We start from the raw sequence: 14,777 nt of genomic DNA on the forward strand, positions 1-14,777 counted from the left end.
AAAAGAATTTTTAGCAGGTCCGGTCTGAAACCGAACAGAACTTTTAATACTAAACTTATCAAAGAACTCTTTGGCATAGTGGCAGAAGCCGCTTAGCCGATATGGTGAATTTTTAACGGACTATTATCTTTAGATTCGCGGTAAAATTAAATAAAACGTATGAAAAAGACAAATTTTAGCACAAGAGCCTATGTAATGAAGAACGGGCAGGTAATGATTCGGGTAAGATGGAACAGCAAGAAGAATGAAGTCGGTTTCTCGGTTGGTTATACTATTGATCCTTTAAAATGGGATAGTGACAAACAACTGGTGAAAAGTAATACGACCCATAAAATCGGTGGGAAGATTGTCTATGCCCGTGAGATTAACAATGCCACACCATTTCCTCTCTTTTCAAGTCCGAAACGGGCCTTGAATTCTTCATAACCATAAAAATTATAGAATAACATAATCTTCTGAATTTTAAATTGTCGGTAAATAAAAAAGGAGGGATACTTCCTTTTTATCGGAAATATCCCTCCCCGGAATATTAGTTCGGTATGTCTCAACCGTTTCAGATGAATGGTATCGTCTCGTCCTCCAGAACTCCTGATTCCACTATCTTCTTACATATCTCATGGGAAGCCCCGTTCCTCAGGTCATATCCGTAACCTTCACTTCCCATAATCTTAATCACTTCAACCATACTTCTGAATAAGGTCTGTTGCAGGGTCCTGTGGAATGTGGTAACTGCAATGGCGAACCTTTTCTCATTCCACCCATAGTCGTTCAGGGCATGTTCAAGTTCTTTTGCAGCCTTGAATTCCCTGCTGTTTTCCAATTCGTATCTTTCCATGATATTCATTATTGTTTATATATTATTCCTATTGCAATGATTTAGAATAAGCACCTTTCTTACATTCATCTATACGTGACTGACATTCCTCCGTTACTTCCTTTAGAATCTCGGCACATCTTTTATCAGAACAGCCTTGCAGCAATCTGTCTATGTATGTCATAATATCATTCACTTCCATATCATATACCTGTCAAAGGGTTCAACAAAAAAGGGAGAAAGAATCGGTTTGCCATATTTTAGTTCTTTCTCCCTTGTGAGTTGTCTAACTCAAAAACCATCCGTAGTTCTCCGTATCCTCACCGTTCAAGGCTTTCTGGATACCAACTGCAAAATCAGTGCAATTCTGATTTCTCTCCAGGAACTTGTCTATGTAGGATTGTTTGGCGGCGTCATTAAGAAGCTGCATCAGATTCCAGCATGAAATATTATCCCTGCCGCGTAACCCGAAATTAGGATTCTCTATGTAGCCTTTCGTAGCTGCATTGACATTGGAATCACCCAAGATTACCTTCGGCAGTTCTCTAAGTTGTGAAGCGGGTAAAGCTTGATACAATCTCAAACGCCCGATGATCTGACAGAACCGCTCTTGTGAAATCTTCGTTCTTCCCAGGTTTTCAAGTAATCTCAAATTTTGATCCGGTTTGAAATCCTGGAATAGTCTGAGTGCTGAACTGTATATATCTGCATCACTCATCACTTCCAGTCGTCCGGTCAAGCCATCATTTGTCAACATCATATTACTGCAAACCTTTACTCTCCATCCGATAAAGATCTTGAATTTCTCGGGGGATTTTCGGGCGTATAAGTTTTCCTCGTTCAGGCTTCTTACACCTCCGATACATAAATGGACTTCCTCTCCGTTCATCATTCTGCTCATGGAACGGATATGAAAACAGAAGACCATTCTCTGGTAGTAGATGGTCTCGTCTTCAGGTTTAAGTTCCTCCTTCCTCTTGGTCAATGCACTTGGTACTCTGCCCAAAATTTTATGTGAAACTCTGATTTCTGTGTTTCCAAAGTTCTCACCGGTAAAATACATTCTTGCGGCATCTTCTACCTGGTGGATAAATTTCTGGTGGCTGATTGTTAGCCGGTTGTCTCCGAAGCTGGGTACAATACAGTTCCTTTCAAGTTCTTCAAGTGTAATGCCCGAAGTGTTACTCTCAATAAAATTAGGATGCTCTTTCTGTTCTTCTTCAGATACGATTACAGCATCTTCGATATTAACTGCATCCATCATTCTTGTTACCATTCCGATTGTTCTTGGAATGACAGTAAGTTCATTAGTCATTGTTTCCATACTCTTGCTATTTTTTAGTCGGTTAATAAAATGCGGTGAAAAAACAAAAAGCCAAGAGGTGTCATTTCTTTGCTTTTATGAATATACCTCTTAGCTTCTTTATTCCTTTGAGTATTGAAGTTGCTACCTCCAATATTGTTATTATCACGTCCGCTTTCTTGTCATAATCCATTCACAGACGTTCTATCAGTTTTCAGTCGCAGCATCAACGGCCTTGACCTCACCCGTGGCAATCTTCTTTTTTCCGAATTTGCCACCATACTTTTCTGCAAGCTCAATTACTACGGAACCTGCCACGATAATTTCGGCCACATAAGCTGCGACCTTCAATCCTTCAATTAAATTTCCCATGTCTCTTAGTTTTAAATTGTTAGTAATTATGTTTCTATTCTCTATTTCTCTTATATACTTTTCTCATATATAAGGCTTTGAAGGGAAATCAAGGAAGGGGGAGAAGAAAAAAAATGAAAAGCCGTCGTCACAGTTCCTCGCTCTGACTTGACTTTCCGCTATTCCGTTCGGTTTTGTATATAGAGACTAAAGCTGCTACAACTACTCCCGATTTCCTAGCCATCGAATTAAATTTCTAACCATTATCTGAAATTAGAGTTAACCCGGTAATTATTTATTTTCATTAATGCTTGAAGCTAACGCACTCTTCATTGCAGTGCTGAATAATGCTCCAAGCTTTTTATCATATATAAGGATTTGAGGGGATTGAAAATGGAGAAAGTATAGATTAGATAAGACTCTGTAAAAGCCTCTGATTCTCAATAAAAAGTATTATCTTTGCAGAAGGAAAGGACAGATGTTATGGTAAAAACAAAAGCAACGAAAGAAGAGACTTTAGCCAAATTTCAGGCAGCAAGAGAAAAAAAACGTGTTTGTCTCGCTAAATTGGAAAAATCAATGAAGGAGACCTATAAAAAACGTACCGGTAAGGAAGCAGATACTTTTTTTGCATTATGAAACAGCTTCTTTCACTGAAACACATTAACGAAAATTCTTCATATCCGGTAGAAACTGCTGGAGAAGATGGATTTTATCAGTTCTTTACGGATGAAGAAGTACATTATCCCGTAGGTTTTATGGAAGATGATATTTTACTGTCACGGAACTCATATCAATTGATTATAGCCAATATCAATAACCATAAGTCTCCCCGTGACCGTAAAGGACGCGATACCATTATTGCCATCGTTGATGAATTTTTCAGAAATAACAACTCAACATTGCTCTATATCTGCGAGACTGGTGACAGCAGGCAAAGTATGCGTAACCGGTTGTTTGAGTATTGGTTTTCCACTTATAATCGGAAGGCTCTGTTTACAATGATTTCATCTTCGATTGTTGATGAAGAAGGTGTCGTAAACTTTGCAACGATAATTCTCCGTAATGACAATCCTGATTTGACGGAGATTATAGCTGAATTTACAGAATCCATCCAACTGCTCAGTCAAAAACCTGAATGACAGGATAGGGAATGGAAGAGAATGGGTCTGCTTTTTGGTACTCTGAATCTTTTTGTTTACCTTTGTAGTAACCAATATATTAGACAATTATGAATAGCAACAATAAGAATCAGATAATCCGTTTTGACTGGGCTATGAAACGTCTGCTCAGGAACAAGGCGAACTTCAGTGTCCTTGAAGGTCTGCTCACTACGTTATTGGGTGAGAAAATTATTATTCAGCGACTCCTGGAAAGTGAAAGCAATCAGGAGGATGAGTATGACAAGTATAACCGTGTTGATATGCTTGCCGAGAATTCCAAGGGTGAACTGGTGTTGATAGAGGTGCAGAACAATAATGAATACGCCTACTTCCAGCGTATGTTGTTCGGTACTTCCAAGCTGGTGACCGAGTATATCAATAGGGGAGAAAGCTATGACAAGGTCTGTAAGGTATATAGCGTCAATATAGTCTATTTCTCTCTGGGACATGGAACTGATTTTGTTTATCATGGGAAGACGGAATTCAGAGGCATCCACACCAACGATCTTCTAGAACTCACTCCATTCCAGAAGCAGACATTCAAGGTGGATACGGTAAGCCAGTTATATCCCGAATACTATATCCTGAAGGTAAACGGTTTCAATCAGGTAGCGAAAAGTCCCCTGGAAGAATGGATCTACTATCTTAACACAGGAGAAATTCCTTCCACTGCTACAGCTCCCGGTCTTGAGGAGGCTCGTGAAAGGTTGAAACTGGATAGCATGACTAAGAATGAGCTTGCTGCCTATTACCGTCATCTGGATAATATTGTAATCCTTCGTGATAATATCAATACTGAACGTGAAGAAGGAAGAGCGGAAGGGATTGAAGAAGGAGAAAGAAAGAAGGCTATCAAAGTCGCCCGTTATCTAAAGTCATCAGGAACCGCAATGGAATTAATTATTGGAGCTACTGGATTGTCTAAAGAAGAGATTGAAAAACTATAATATAAACTTTTTACATCGTATTTAGGAGGAACTATACAATAGATTACGTATGGTTCCTCTTTTTGTTTATGAAACAAGTAATCTACACATAATAATAAAAGCATCAAGTCCCAATCTAATCAAGAAATAAGTTCATTTTTTATGGTATTTAACAGGAACTAGTTAAATGAATATAAAAACAGGGGGAGTAAAAGGGGGAGTATTTGATTTTACAAAATCAAATACCGCTGAAAATCAGCGGTTTTCAAATTTAGCTGTGGAGCTGGAGGCTCTTTAATCTATATAATCACAGATGTTCATTATTTATCAAATTGCTATTGATTAATAGGTTAATACAATAGGTAATTAAAATGCGATTTCAAGGATGGTATTTGCATATATCAAAAATTGGGTGTAATTTTGGGTGTAAAAATCAAGCACACCCAAACATGAATATCAAACGAAATATCATTTTCTCTCCCGAATGTAGAAAGAAAGACGGTGTGACAATCGTTGAGAATGTCCCAATCCGTATGCGTGTCATCTTCGGTGGCAAACGCATAGACTTTTCTACTGGCTACCGTATTGATGTCGCCAAATGGGATGCTGACAAGCAGCGTGTAAAGAATGGATGTACGAACAAGCTGAAACAAAGCTCGGCAGAGATTAATGCGGATTTGCTCAATCTCTACACCATAGTACAAAATATATTCAAAGAGTTTGAGGTCGCTGAAACCATGCCGACTCCGGGGCAAATAAAATCAGCTTTCAGCGAGAGGACAAAAGCTCACACCTCTGAGGAAAAACCAACTGAAACCGTTGAAGCCAAACTCTCGTTTTGGGAGCTATATGATGAATTTGTCAAAGAAAACGGTCGATTGAACAACTGGACACACGCCACTCATCAAAAATTCAAGACTGTCAAAAATCATTTGACCGATTTTCAAACCAACAATAACGTTGAACTGTCTTTTGAATTTTTCTCGGAAAATGGGCTAAATGACTATGTTGACTTTTTGCGAGAGGTTGCGGATTTGAGAAACCTCACTGTCGGGAAGCAAATATCATTCCTGAAATGGTATCTGCGGTGGGCGGTCAAAAAAGGCTATCACTCCAATCTCGCTTTCGACTCTTTCAAACCAAAGATGAAGAACACGCAGAAGAAAGTAATATTCCTGACGACCGATGAATTGACAAGGATACGCACATTGTCAATACCTCAATCCAAACAGTATCTTGAGCGTGTGAGGGATATTTTTCTTTTCCTTTGTTTTAGTGCGCGGATATTCTCTACAAGGCAAGCGAGGTGTTCAGGCGGGCCATTGACGCAATTATTCATTTCGCAACGTACAGGCACAAGTCACTCTTTTCCCCCTCCGAAGCCGCCGACATCAAGAACGTGATGCAGACCTATGGAGAAACCACCGAGCAGCAGAAAGCAATAGGTGCATGGCTCTGTGACTATGCGGAGCATTTGCAACCATTTGACGAAATAAAACATCGCCATACACTCAATGAGGTTGGCGATGTTGCAGAAGGTCGGTATGATTGGAAGATTGAGAGAGGGCGAGGGTATGCGTTATGAACCAATTTTCGTAGTGTAGCGAATCGCAACAGCCTTAACGTTGGCTTCCGGATATTTGCTTTGGTAATATGCAGTGAGATCTTTGTATAACCATACACCCATAGTTTGATACATTCGGGAGTTAGCAGATATAAACACATCATATTGCATTATTGGGTCTTCCGTATCATCGTTTACAAAAACGAACTCTCCATATCCGGCAATCTTGCTTTCAGGCGGAAGTAGTTTATATGTTTCAGGGAATTCCATTGGTTCCTTACTTTTCCTAATCAGAATGCCATGCCCAACGGTGTGCATATCGTCATCCAACAAGAACCATTTGTTCACATTGGAAATAGTAATATAATAACGCAATCCCCCAAATTTATATGTACCATCGGTTTTAAGGTCGTTCTCAATGTCCTCCTTTTTATCAGCGTCAATGGCATAGGCAAATTCCGGATTAATATACGAACAATGTTTTTCAAAATACCAATTCGGGATGAAATGAGGAGGCAAATTCTCAGAGTCCTTGTGTTCTTTCGATATAACTTCCAATAGCTCGTATTCAGTCCATGCCGGGTCTCCCATGCTATAATCCAGATAACTCGTTTTACTGATACGTATTAGGTATTCATATCCTTCTTCGTATTCAAACTTGGCAATATCGCCATGAGCTTCCCACTCGTTGGAGTTATCTTTTTTAACAGCATATACGTTAGCAAATATATTATTGCCACTCGATGTCAAAACACCGGGTAGTTTCACAGATGCTACCGTGAGCGTGTATTCGCTATAATCAGTTACTTTTTTCCCTTCTTCGTTATCGTCAGTGCAAGCACACATTAAAAGAGAGACAAGTAAGATGAATTGAAGCTTAAGAAAATGCGATTTCATATGGAAAATGGTGTTTGTTATTCGTAAGTTCCTCCAAAATGATATACAAGCTGTTTAAACTGTTCGTATTTCTTATCGCCTACCCATAGCTCAGTTGGAGACAGATTGAACATTATGCTATGATTAAAGTAATCGGCATCGCCACCAAAATTTTGAGCGAAAGCGATTTTTACCGTTTCGAGCGCACCATCTCCACCGGGACAAACCACATCATTAGGATGCAACACGAAATTATATATTTGCTCATCCATTTGATAAAATTCATAAGCTGCTTTTACTTGAACTATTCCGATGTCACGAAGTCGGGATGCAATCCCTTCATCTGTAATAGACTGTGCCATTAAGGACAAGTCCATGTTGACTGTCAAGGAATCTTTTGAAACCGCCTTGCACGCATTACCTACTGATATTGTTTCACCATGATAGTAGGAAACTCTCATTTCGCCATGATACGTGCCTTTCATTTCAAAAAGAGCTCTTTGAATTTCAGATGATGAAAACTTTGGCTCATCCTTATTGCAACTTGAAATGAACACCAAGGCAATCAACAGAATAATTGTGGTTATTTGCTTCATACTTCTTCCTTTCTCGTATGGCTCAATAGAGAGATTGATTTATAATGCAGAAACGTGAGCCAACTATGCCACGTCTTAAGTGAAGGTCGTAGGAAACCATTTGAGCAGATGTAACAATAGTAGCCCACGCTGTATGCGTGAGAACCACTATGCTATCCTTGCTCGGTCGAAAACTTCCTACGTTTTCACTTACAAGATAAGCATAACGCTTCTGATTATCTATGTCTTGGATATGGGTTGCCCCATATTCAATTGCAAAATTACTAATTTATCTTTGATAATCCCTTATCTTTGAGTGATTTTATTTGTCTTTGAAGGTGCTTTTGAGTTTCACCGAAGGATTTGTGCCATAATGGACTTTTCTTGGGGGCATTAATGCACCATTATGAGATTGGAAGCGTTATACACTTATATAGAACGTAGATGAAATGAACGAGTTTGAAACACTGACTCATATTATCCCCAAGGTTGGGAGTGTTAGCCGGATATTCTCAAATATTGTGGCAGGAAGAGGTATATCCAAAGAAGATGTGAATATTCTTGTGGAGTTTAGAGACACCATACCTAATGGCACAACGATAGAGCACGAGACTATTTCTGCGATACTGAACTTACCTCACGAAAAATTCTCATTGATGCTCAATAGCCTATCATTTGGCTTGAAGAATGTTATCGGCACTTATAAAACATATCATATCTTGCTTGACGATATGAAGCTATCGCAGCTATGGGACTACGACCTTCAAAGCGTGGAATGTAGATTAGAAGAACAGCTATATAAACTCCGTAAAATAGACAAAGATCTGATAGAGACTTCCAACTCCTATGAGATGACACCGTTTAATAGTATGTCTCCAAGTGAAATATCGGTACTTGAACGAAGATATTACAGGCTCAAAGCTGAATATGACAAGGAAAAGGTTAGATTGGATGCCATCAACGAGGAACGAAAGACAATCATTAATATGACGTCAAATATCGGCAACGATATTTTTGAACGAATCAGCCTCAAATGTAATCAGCTTCTTGCCGTTGTTGAAAATTATGTTGACTCGGATTCTCAAAAGGAGCAGGACGCAAAGAAAGAAGAGCCGGAAGCGATTTCTTATTTCCCTTTAAGTCTCATCGCTAATATACATGAAGTTTGCAATGGGGAGCAGTTCGCTGAGACGGACAGCATTGATTTTTTCCACGCCATCAATTTACACTCAAATTTACACCCAATCCAAATCAACAATGGAGAGAAAGTCCGGGTGTGCTACCTTATCAGTCGTCTTGCTGATACCCTTGAATCACCTCAGCGTGAACAGTGGCTTAATGGCATACTTGCGAACCTCGACATCAAAATGAGCTTCTACCGCTCGAAATACCGTCAGCCGATAAGCGACATGCCAAGCGAAAGCAACAAAACCTTTGCTGACGCACTTCGGGAAATCTTCGGCAAATAGTCGCTCCGCTTTAGCTCCGTACCTTATATATACGGCACTAAACCGAAGTAGTTGTGAGCCGATGTTGGTTAGGCTTTAAGGGAAAAGAACGAAAGGGAAAATAAAATTTCTTCCCTTCTTTTTCCCTTTTGTCTTTCTCAATTTGACCTTAGACCCACAAGAAAAAAGCAATACCCAATCTTACATTTATGGATGTAAAATTGGATGTTTCTTGTATAATACGCTAGTTATCAGCGTTAACTGTGGAGCTGGAGGGACTTGTTCCTGACGCTCCAAATATAGCTATATCAATTAGTTATAATTGACGAAATTTTAATAGTAACGAGTTAGTAACGAATGTTGGCACTGCTGCGCACACTGTTCTTCTTGCTCTGATTTGGACGCTTCCAAACCCTATTACAAAATTAGTGAATATTTGGCACTATTCCAACCTTAAAGGTTCATTTTAAGAAATTTAACCACAATAGTTAAATCTACGTTAAGCCGACTATTCTAACGTGGGCAATATGCTTTCGGGGTGTTCAAGCTCATCAACCAATACATCAACAGTAGTGCATGGCTTGTGACTTTTGTAATCAAAAGAGTGTTCAAAGAATTTACGCAATTTCTGTGCGTTTATCTTTGCCTGATTCTCATTGCCGATTGCTTGGAGCAAAGCATATATTCCAGGGTCATTCTTCGTGTATTTGAAATTCGCATATCCGTCATGTTTACGGATCTCGTTTTCGAGTTTGGTTATGTAGTCTGCACGGGAGATTGCGGCATCAAGATAGACAAAATGCAACAGATACCACAGCTCAAACGCCTCGTTAGTCCACGCCGGATAAATCCCTTTTCTTGATGCAAGCTGAATGGCTTCATTGAAATCATTAAAGTCGTCTTTGTCAAACACTACCCAAACGCGGTCGAAAGGTAGTTGCCTTTGGCGTTCAAGCTGTGTCTTGATGTCGGCAGCACGTTTTACCAGTGCGCAGGTTGAACGACCTTCGCCTACAATTTCTTCGGAACGTACCTCTGAATAGCGGTCTTTAACAAGCTCCTTGAAATAATTAGGTTCGGTGCGTTCTCCCTCGCAGACTACAAGGAAACGCACAATCTTATCTCTCGTGGCAATTTTACGCTTTTTGGCGGCCTTTGCCTCGCGCTTCTCCCTTTTGAGTTGCTCGATTTTTGATTTTGGCGGCTGTCCCATATTCTCAACTCATAAAAGGTATTGCACCGTATCGTCCATTGATATAATCCTTTTCAATATTGCGGTCATTGCGCACCTTGTTTCCGGCATCATCACGGAATTCAACCAGTGAATACAATTCAGTTGAATCGGTTTTATCCTTTTCGGTAAACCAGATCTGATCGCGGCGCAGATATTGGAGATTGAGCAGATTTGTGTCGTGTGTCGCAAAGATAAGTTGCGCTCCGTTGCGGTTAATCTCCCTGTCCATGAACAGCCCGATGATTTTGCGTGTAAGGAACGGGTGGAGTTTTGCATCAAGCTCGTCAACCACAAGGATTTTACCTGAAAGAATTGCATCGACAAGTGGTCCTGCAATTTCAATCATCTTCTTTGTGCCTTCTGATTCCATCTTGTCGGTGGAGAAAGTCCGGACACCTACCATTGTCCCGTCTGCATCATAAAGATTATGGACACTTTCTGCCTTCATCTTCATAGCAACTGAATCATCCAACTCTATATCCAGTTCATTGAATCCTAAGTTTGTTTCAGTGAAAAGTTGTTTGATCTCGGTTGCTCCTTGCTGGTTCAGGAACAACATTTCCAATGTTTTGCCGGCATATTCTTTTCCGTCCATTCCGGAAATATACTCGATGCTCGAAAACCAATCAAGAATTGATTGCGACAGTTTTCCGTTAAGTTGTGCCACGAGCGACACGAACAAACGGTTTGAAGGCGTAGCATCTTGTTTGCCGTTACCTTCTGCAAAACGTGTCTTGGAGATTTTGAACTCATTTCCGCTTCTCAAAAACAGTTCAAATTCTCTTTCGCCCACACGCTTTTCATAAAGCCATTCGGCAAGGATTTCATTGGCGGTATAATCAAAGCCATATCTGAATTTGGAGCCGTTCAGAGTGAACTGAATTTCAAAGGATGTGGGTTGTTCCGCCGATGTGAGGTCAAGGCAGAATGGTTCTGCATCAAGTTTATCCTTAGGATTGAGTTTGACCGAGTTGAGAAGCACATCACGCATAGCTTTCAATGCTTTCAACACATTGCTTTTACCGCTTGAGTTTGCCCCGTACATCACGGCGACAGGGAGCAATTCCTCATCACAAGACTTTACTACGGCTTCGGACAGCTCCTGAATTGAAGCAGCCTCCATGCTTAAAGTCATTTCATCTCTGAATGATCTGAAATTTTTGAATGTAAAGTTGACTAACATACTCTATCGTGATTTTCTGCAAAGATAACAATAAAATTTCATCCAGAGTTTGTTATGTGAGAAAAATTCTCAAATATTTAATTCTGCCGGCTATTTATGGGGTATCGGAAAGAGTTACGGCGGCGGGAGTTGTCGCCGTATAGCCGTCAAAAGACAACGGGCTGCGCCTGATGTCCATTGACCGCTGTACGGCTATGGGCAAAGGCTGAAATTCGGTTCTCTGCGGCGCCGTAAGGATCTTCGCCCGGTGACGGCCGTTAGTTCCTCCCGACTGACCTGCTTTCACCCGATTTCTCAACGCCTTTGCCTGTATTGACTTTCACCGCCGTAACACTTTCCGATTGCAGGTGCAACAGTTGGAAGAAACGTGCGTCAGCAAGTGCCGCACCATTCTTCTTGTAGTTGCACATCATTTTCTTTTCTAATACTGTTGCCATTCACAACGGAATGGCAAGGGGGATTTAGATGTTGTCGTTTGGCTTTCCTGATATATCGGGGGTGCCATTTTTTATTCATACGCCTTTGGGCAGTGGGTAAAGTTGGAGTTGCTCGCCAGTGTTAACGTGTGTCTGGGTGCCATTCGTGCCATGCCGGAAAAATCTCCACATCTGCGATGTAGTATTTGTTCCGTCCTGCCCCGAACAGCTCCCTGTGCCGACACACGCCTTTTTAGCGTCGAGCAACTCAAACTACCACACTGTCATTAGACGCATGATAGTTAAAAAAAAGCACCCACCGATATGAAAGCCAAAAGACAACATAAAAATATTTTTAGTCGAGGCAAAGCTCACCAAACCTCCTATCAATACCGCATAATCAAGGGCGTTGCAAAGGTGGCGAAAGTGGTTGCAATCATCATCGGGGCAATAATAGGTCTGCTGATGTGGGCGGTGTTCAAACCCATATACCGAGGTGTAGGCTGGCTCATTGCTATCCTCACTCTCTTTGCAGCACTCTATTGGTTACTAACTCTCTAAAACATACGATTATGGCAACAACTAAAAGACACGGCAAGACATTCGTTCAGCAATCCAAGTATTACGGAGTTGACAACATATTTGAGTATATGGTGGAAACCTATCTCAACGGCAACATCTCTTTTTTCCGTCAGCTATACCGAGAGCTGAAACCCGCAGGGCGCAAGCTGTTCATAAGTTGGCTGTTCGCAGAGGAACATAACGCCTACCGAGAGGAAATCATATTGGCAACATTCTGATACACATCTAAAATATTACGACTATGGCAAGCAACAGACAAAACAAAGGGTCAGTGGCATTTGAGGACACTATCCGCGAGTATCTTGAAAAACGTGCAGAGAATGACGCACTTTTCGCTGTCAAATTCTCCAATCCCTCAAAATCGGTGGAAGACTGCGTGACCTACATAATCAACGAGGTGCAGAAAAGCGGTTGCAACGGCTTTGCCGATGATGAAATATTCGGAATGGCTATCCACTACTACGAGGAAAATGAAATAGAGGTGGGCAAACCTATCAACTGCCAAATGGTGGTAAACCATACGGTAGAGTTGACCGAGGAAGAAAAGGAACAGGCACGACAGGACGCAATAGAGCGTCTGCGACAGGAAGAAATGGCAAAACTGCGCAAGCCTATCCAACCCAAGAAAGCCACCGAAAAGAAACCCCAAGATGTTCAACCCAGTCTTTTTGACTTTTAACACCGCACTGCTATGAAACCCAAGACCAAGATACAGAAAGAGGTTGCAAAACTATCAGCAACTCTGCCCAAACTTACTCCGGCTCAAACAGAATGGGCATATAAGAATGGTATGGAACATATCGCCTATCGCACCAAGAAAGGTAATATTACCTGCCCCGATTGCGGTCACGAATGGCACAGCGATGACAGCACAATTTCCGACACACTTTTCGGTTGCCATTGTCCGCACTGCGGAGCGGAACTCAAAGTAGAGGAAACACGCAAGCGCACCTACAAGCGAATTTCATATATCGGTTATCTTACTACATGCCGAGGTTATCAATTATATCGTGTGGCTATGGCTAAGTTTGAGAGCCGTAAGGGAGAACCCTGCCGTTTCTATCTTTTGGAGGTTATGCAGCAATGGATAGCACCAAATGGAACATCTACAGTCGTGGCACTCCGCAGGGGTATGGGATTTATGTATTACGACCTTTGGGTATGGGATAGCTCTCTGGAGGTACGCTCAAACTCCGACACATACGACTATGTGAGCGCACAAGCGTTGATGTATCCCCGTTACAAAGTGCTACCGCAAGTAATCCGCAACGGCTTTGATGGCAAGTTTTATGACATCAACCCAATCCGTCTTATTGCCGTGTTACTCTCCAATCCAATGGCTGAAACTATGATGAAGGCTGGAGATGTTGATATAATGAAATACTTTCTCACCAATCCGCGCACCTGTGACATCTGTTGGAACTCCTACAAAATTGCAAAGCGTCACGGATATACTCTCAACAACATTTCAATGTGGTGTGACTATATCCGTATGCTAAACGATTTGGGTGAGGATATTCGCAATCCCAAAAACATCTGTCCCCAAGACCTCAAAGGCGCGCACGATGTGATAACACGACGCATCAATGCCAAACGAGCAAAGGAAGTCGCAGAAAGAATGCGACAAAACGAAATAGAAAGGCGTGAACGTGAGCAACAGAGGTTACTCAAAGAAAAGGAAAATGAAGATACGTTCATTGCCTTAAAATCCAAGTTCTTCGGATTAGTAATAACCGACAACGAGTTGACAATAAAGGTGCTTGAAAGCATAGAAGAATACTATGAAGAAGGGAAACAGCAGGACATCTGCGTGTTTGGAGCGGGATATTACCGCAAGGAAAACACTCTAATACTTTCAGCAAGAATTGACGGACAGATAGTTGAAACTGTTGAGATTGACTTGCGTACCCTCAAAGTGGTGCAGTGCCACGGCAAATACAACAAGGACACTGAATACCACGACCGCATTATCAACCTTGTCAACAGCAACGCCAAGTTAATCCGTGAGAGAATGACCGCCTAAATGTTTAATCCGACCTGCGTCAGTAATGGCGCAGGTCACAAAACCCCACAAGAAATGAACGTGATAATAGAAAGTCTGATTTTTGACTTTGACGATAAGATAAGAGCGGTTGTGTTAGACCTCATAAACCGCATATTGCTGACACGCAATGAAACCGAATTGAGGGAAACCGTAGCCGTATGCGCCGAGCGTACCGACCTCAACAAGTATTTCCTATATGGTTATGGCAAACACCACTTTTGGGTAAAACAACGCCTTGTCAGCAATACCGCCAAGACCTTCGACCAACGAATGATGATTGTAAATTTCTAAAACACTA

18 protein-coding genes and 2 pseudogenes are annotated in these 14,777 nt (G+C 41.2%); 12 read left to right on the top strand and 8 right to left on the bottom strand.

Annotated features, from left to right (window positions below; genetic code table 11):
- Positions 1–159: 159 nt before the first annotated feature.
- On the top strand, positions 160–426 hold the full coding sequence (locus tag HU824_RS09330) for a hypothetical protein (protein ID WP_255260492.1): 267 nt from the start codon (positions 160–162) through the stop codon (positions 424–426).
- Between the two features lie 127 nt (positions 427–553).
- Here HU824_RS09330 and HU824_RS09335 read toward each other — a convergent pair whose 3' ends face one another.
- The 3 genes from HU824_RS09335 to HU824_RS09345 all read right to left on the bottom strand — a co-directional run bounded on the left by HU824_RS09335 (position 554) and on the right by HU824_RS09345 (position 2,489).
- Entirely contained in the window at positions 554–835 is a 282-nt protein-coding gene (locus HU824_RS09335) for a hypothetical protein (RefSeq protein WP_176468700.1), read from the bottom strand.
- A gap of 265 nt (positions 836–1,100) precedes the next feature.
- On the bottom strand, positions 1,101–2,138 hold the full coding sequence (locus HU824_RS09340) for a DUF3871 family protein (protein ID WP_176468701.1): 1,038 nt from the start codon (positions 2,136–2,138) through the stop codon (positions 1,101–1,103).
- Between the two features lie 186 nt (positions 2,139–2,324).
- Positions 2,325–2,489, bottom strand: coding sequence for a hypothetical protein (locus tag HU824_RS09345; RefSeq protein WP_168354385.1), 165 nt, complete (start codon positions 2,487–2,489; stop codon positions 2,325–2,327).
- 462 nt (positions 2,490–2,951) lie between these two features.
- Here HU824_RS09345 and HU824_RS09350 point away from each other — a divergent pair, with 462 nt between their 5' ends.
- The 5 genes and pseudogenes from HU824_RS09350 to HU824_RS20035 all read left to right on the top strand — a co-directional run.
- Entirely contained in the window at positions 2,952–3,107 is a 156-nt protein-coding gene (locus HU824_RS09350) for a hypothetical protein (protein ID WP_168354386.1), read from the top strand.
- The gene (locus HU824_RS09355; protein WP_246866997.1) at positions 3,104–3,610 is read left to right on the top strand and encodes a DUF6169 family protein; all 507 of its coding nucleotides are present in this window, start codon (positions 3,104–3,106) and stop codon (positions 3,608–3,610) included. Before HU824_RS09350 ends, HU824_RS09355 begins: the two co-directional genes overlap by 4 nt.
- 89 nt (positions 3,611–3,699) lie before the next feature.
- The gene (locus tag HU824_RS09360) at positions 3,700–4,578 is read left to right on the top strand and encodes a PD-(D/E)XK nuclease family transposase (RefSeq protein WP_176468702.1); all 879 of its coding nucleotides are present in this window, start codon (positions 3,700–3,702) and stop codon (positions 4,576–4,578) included.
- A 428-nt stretch (positions 4,579–5,006) separates the two neighbouring features.
- Positions 5,007–5,831: pseudogene (locus HU824_RS09365) on the top strand (phage integrase SAM-like domain-containing protein); the annotation flags it as partial.
- Positions 5,832–5,836: 5 nt separating this feature from the next.
- Positions 5,837–6,142 (top strand): annotated as a pseudogene (locus tag HU824_RS20035) (mobilization protein); the annotation flags it as partial.
- On the opposite strand, the gene HU824_RS09370 reads toward HU824_RS20035, so the two are convergent.
- Both HU824_RS09370 and HU824_RS09375 read right to left on the bottom strand, forming a co-directional pair.
- On the bottom strand, positions 6,137–7,018 hold the full coding sequence (locus HU824_RS09370; RefSeq protein WP_176468704.1) for a DUF4377 domain-containing protein: 882 nt from the start codon (positions 7,016–7,018) through the stop codon (positions 6,137–6,139). The pseudogene HU824_RS20035 and the gene HU824_RS09370 sit on opposite strands and share 6 nt — an antisense overlap.
- 17 nt (positions 7,019–7,035) lie before the next feature.
- Positions 7,036–7,593: a DUF4840 domain-containing protein gene (locus HU824_RS09375; RefSeq protein WP_176468705.1), complete on the bottom strand. Its 558-nt coding sequence runs from the start codon at positions 7,591–7,593 to the stop codon at positions 7,036–7,038.
- A 428-nt stretch (positions 7,594–8,021) separates the two neighbouring features.
- Here HU824_RS09375 and HU824_RS09380 point away from each other — a divergent pair, with 428 nt between their 5' ends.
- On the top strand, positions 8,022–9,041 hold the full coding sequence (locus HU824_RS09380; protein ID WP_176468706.1) for a hypothetical protein: 1,020 nt from the start codon (positions 8,022–8,024) through the stop codon (positions 9,039–9,041).
- Positions 9,042–9,528: 487 nt separating this feature from the next.
- On the opposite strand, the gene HU824_RS09385 is transcribed toward HU824_RS09380, so the two are convergent.
- The 3 genes from HU824_RS09385 to HU824_RS09395 all read right to left on the bottom strand — a co-directional run bounded on the left by HU824_RS09385 (position 9,529) and on the right by HU824_RS09395 (position 11,874).
- Positions 9,529–10,233: an RloB family protein gene (locus HU824_RS09385; RefSeq protein WP_068960217.1), complete on the bottom strand. Its 705-nt coding sequence runs from the start codon at positions 10,231–10,233 to the stop codon at positions 9,529–9,531.
- A gap of 4 nt (positions 10,234–10,237) precedes the next feature.
- Positions 10,238–11,377: an ATP/GTP-binding protein gene (locus HU824_RS09390; RefSeq protein WP_369692698.1), complete on the bottom strand. Its 1,140-nt coding sequence runs from the start codon at positions 11,375–11,377 to the stop codon at positions 10,238–10,240.
- Between the two features lie 317 nt (positions 11,378–11,694).
- On the bottom strand, positions 11,695–11,874 hold the full coding sequence (locus HU824_RS09395; RefSeq protein ID WP_148464650.1) for a hypothetical protein: 180 nt from the start codon (positions 11,872–11,874) through the stop codon (positions 11,695–11,697).
- A gap of 303 nt (positions 11,875–12,177) precedes the next feature.
- Here HU824_RS09395 and HU824_RS09400 point away from each other — a divergent pair, with 303 nt between their 5' ends.
- The 5 genes from HU824_RS09400 to HU824_RS09420 are packed head-to-tail and all read left to right on the top strand — an operon-like array spanning position 12,178 to position 14,770.
- Complete coding sequence (locus HU824_RS09400) at positions 12,178–12,414, top strand: hypothetical protein (RefSeq protein ID WP_148464651.1); 237 nt, start codon at positions 12,178–12,180, stop codon at positions 12,412–12,414.
- Positions 12,415–12,425: 11 nt separating this feature from the next.
- Positions 12,426–12,653: a hypothetical protein gene (locus HU824_RS09405; RefSeq protein ID WP_160246486.1), complete on the top strand. Its 228-nt coding sequence runs from the start codon at positions 12,426–12,428 to the stop codon at positions 12,651–12,653.
- 23 nt (positions 12,654–12,676) lie between these two features.
- Entirely contained in the window at positions 12,677–13,114 is a 438-nt protein-coding gene (locus tag HU824_RS09410) for a PcfK-like family protein (protein ID WP_148464653.1), read from the top strand.
- A 12-nt stretch (positions 13,115–13,126) separates the two neighbouring features.
- A complete protein-coding gene (locus tag HU824_RS09415; RefSeq protein WP_160246485.1) occupies positions 13,127–14,458 on the top strand; it encodes a PcfJ domain-containing protein in 1,332 nt (443 codons plus the stop codon).
- A 54-nt stretch (positions 14,459–14,512) separates the two neighbouring features.
- Positions 14,513–14,770, top strand: coding sequence for a hypothetical protein (locus HU824_RS09420; protein WP_160246484.1), 258 nt, complete (start codon positions 14,513–14,515; stop codon positions 14,768–14,770).
- The last annotated feature ends 7 nt before the right edge of the window (positions 14,771–14,777 follow it).

It is taken from the genome of Bacteroides sp. L10-4 (assembly GCF_013373675.1).
Classification (GTDB): Bacteria; Bacteroidota; Bacteroidia; order Bacteroidales; family Bacteroidaceae; genus Bacteroides; species Bacteroides muris.

Excerpts from the sequence above, each read along its gene's own strand:
- HU824_RS09360 (WP_176468702.1), top strand. The coding sequence starts at position 3,700 with ATGAATAGCAACAATAAGAATCAGATAATCCGTTTTGACTGGGCTATG.
- HU824_RS09340 (WP_176468701.1), bottom strand. The coding sequence starts at position 2,138 with ATGGAAACAATGACTAATGAACTTACTGTCATTCCAAGAACAATCGGA.
- HU824_RS09375 (WP_176468705.1), bottom strand. The coding sequence starts at position 7,593 with ATGAAGCAAATAACCACAATTATTCTGTTGATTGCCTTGGTGTTCATT.
- HU824_RS09330 (WP_255260492.1), top strand. The coding sequence starts at position 160 with ATGAAAAAGACAAATTTTAGCACAAGAGCCTATGTAATGAAGAACGGG.
- HU824_RS09380 (WP_176468706.1), top strand. The coding sequence starts at position 8,022 with ATGAACGAGTTTGAAACACTGACTCATATTATCCCCAAGGTTGGGAGT.
- HU824_RS09405 (WP_160246486.1), top strand. The coding sequence starts at position 12,426 with ATGGCAACAACTAAAAGACACGGCAAGACATTCGTTCAGCAATCCAAG.
- HU824_RS09350 (WP_168354386.1), top strand. The coding sequence starts at position 2,952 with ATGGTAAAAACAAAAGCAACGAAAGAAGAGACTTTAGCCAAATTTCAG.
- HU824_RS09385 (WP_068960217.1), bottom strand. The coding sequence starts at position 10,233 with ATGGGACAGCCGCCAAAATCAAAAATCGAGCAACTCAAAAGGGAGAAG.
- HU824_RS09415 (WP_160246485.1), top strand. The coding sequence starts at position 13,127 with ATGAAACCCAAGACCAAGATACAGAAAGAGGTTGCAAAACTATCAGCA.
- HU824_RS09345 (WP_168354385.1), bottom strand. The coding sequence starts at position 2,489 with ATGGGAAATTTAATTGAAGGATTGAAGGTCGCAGCTTATGTGGCCGAA.
- HU824_RS09410 (WP_148464653.1), top strand. The coding sequence starts at position 12,677 with ATGGCAAGCAACAGACAAAACAAAGGGTCAGTGGCATTTGAGGACACT.
- HU824_RS09390 (WP_369692698.1), bottom strand. The coding sequence starts at position 11,377 with ATGGAGGCTGCTTCAATTCAGGAGCTGTCCGAAGCCGTAGTAAAGTCT.
- HU824_RS09420 (WP_160246484.1), top strand. The coding sequence starts at position 14,513 with ATGAACGTGATAATAGAAAGTCTGATTTTTGACTTTGACGATAAGATA.
- HU824_RS09335 (WP_176468700.1), bottom strand. The coding sequence starts at position 835 with ATGGAAAGATACGAATTGGAAAACAGCAGGGAATTCAAGGCTGCAAAA.
- HU824_RS09400 (WP_148464651.1), top strand. The coding sequence starts at position 12,178 with ATGAAAGCCAAAAGACAACATAAAAATATTTTTAGTCGAGGCAAAGCT.
- HU824_RS09370 (WP_176468704.1), bottom strand. The coding sequence starts at position 7,018 with ATGAAATCGCATTTTCTTAAGCTTCAATTCATCTTACTTGTCTCTCTT.
- HU824_RS09355 (WP_246866997.1), top strand. The coding sequence starts at position 3,104 with ATGAAACAGCTTCTTTCACTGAAACACATTAACGAAAATTCTTCATAT.
- HU824_RS09395 (WP_148464650.1), bottom strand. The coding sequence starts at position 11,874 with ATGGCAACAGTATTAGAAAAGAAAATGATGTGCAACTACAAGAAGAAT.